At 45.9% G+C, this 1,204-nt stretch carries 1 protein-coding gene; it reads left to right on the plus strand.

The features are described from left to right. On the plus strand, positions 1 to 1,204 hold a 1,204-nt coding region (locus AOQ32_RS08770; protein WP_275542758.1), incomplete at both ends, for an MSCRAMM family protein.

Below are 1,204 nucleotides of genomic sequence, written 5' to 3' on the forward strand. Positions count from 1 at the left end.
ACTGGTGGTACGAACCAGGAAGTAAAGGGTCAAATCATTGTCGATAAGTCGGGTGCCCAATCTGGTAAGAACATGATTAACGGCAACTACACGTTGGCTGGGAATGAGTTCGATATTTTTGACGAACAAAACAACCTGGTGGATCATGTGACAACCGATGCTTCTGGTAAGGCTTACTCAAAGACTGACTTGAAGTTGGGCAAGTACACAGTGGTTGAAACCAAGGCCAGTCAAGGCTTTGTCAAGTCGGCAACGCCACAAAAGGTCGATTTGTCTTATGTTGGCCAAGAAGTGCCAGTTGTCTTTGATACGGCGTACGAAACCAATCAAGAAGTCAAGGGTGGGATTACCATCCAAAAGACGGGTGCTGAAACTGGTACCAAGATGTGGAATGACAATTACTCTCTTGCTGGAAACGTCTTTAAGATCCATAAGGACACCATCAATGGTGAAGTCGTTGATGAAGTGACCACGGATGCCAATGGTTATGCTAAAACTCGTGAGGATTTGCCTCTTGGACACTATGTTGTCGAAGAAGCCCAAGCCTCAAAGGGATTTGTCAAAACCTTCAAGCCACAAGATGTTGATATTACTTATCAAGGTCAAAATGTGCCAATCGTCTTGTCTTTGACTGGCGGTACGAATCAAGAGGTAAAGGGAAAGATTGTCATCGACAAGTCCGGTTCCGAAAGTAAAAAGACACCTTGGAATACCAACTATTCACTGGCCGGCAATGTCTTTGATATTCATCAAGACAACGCGTTAGGTAAGGTGGTTGCTCAAATCACGACGGATGCAAATGGGCACGCCGAAACCGATGCCAACTTGCCATTGGGAGACTATTATGTGACCGAATCAAAGGCAAGCCAAGGCTATGTCAAGAGCTTTACGCCGCAAAAGGTTACCTTGAAATATGCCGGGCAAGAGGCCGCTTTGGTGGCGGATATGGCAGCGGGCACTAATCAAGAAGTGACCGGGTCTACTTCGGTGATTAAGCAAGATAAGCAGACTGGTGACAATAGTCAAGGTCGTGCTACGTTTAGCGGTGCTGAATATACGCTTTACCATGCTGATGGCACACCCGTTAAGTGGTCAGAACCTGGTCAGCCAACACCTGAAATTACTTCTGGAAAGAAAGTGAATCGGGATCAAGTGACATTGCGAATTGACGATGATTTGCATGAAGCAGGTGTTAAGCATCTAG

It is taken from the genome of Fructobacillus tropaeoli (assembly GCF_001047135.2).
In the GTDB taxonomy this organism is placed as follows: domain Bacteria; phylum Bacillota; class Bacilli; order Lactobacillales; family Lactobacillaceae; genus Fructobacillus; species Fructobacillus tropaeoli.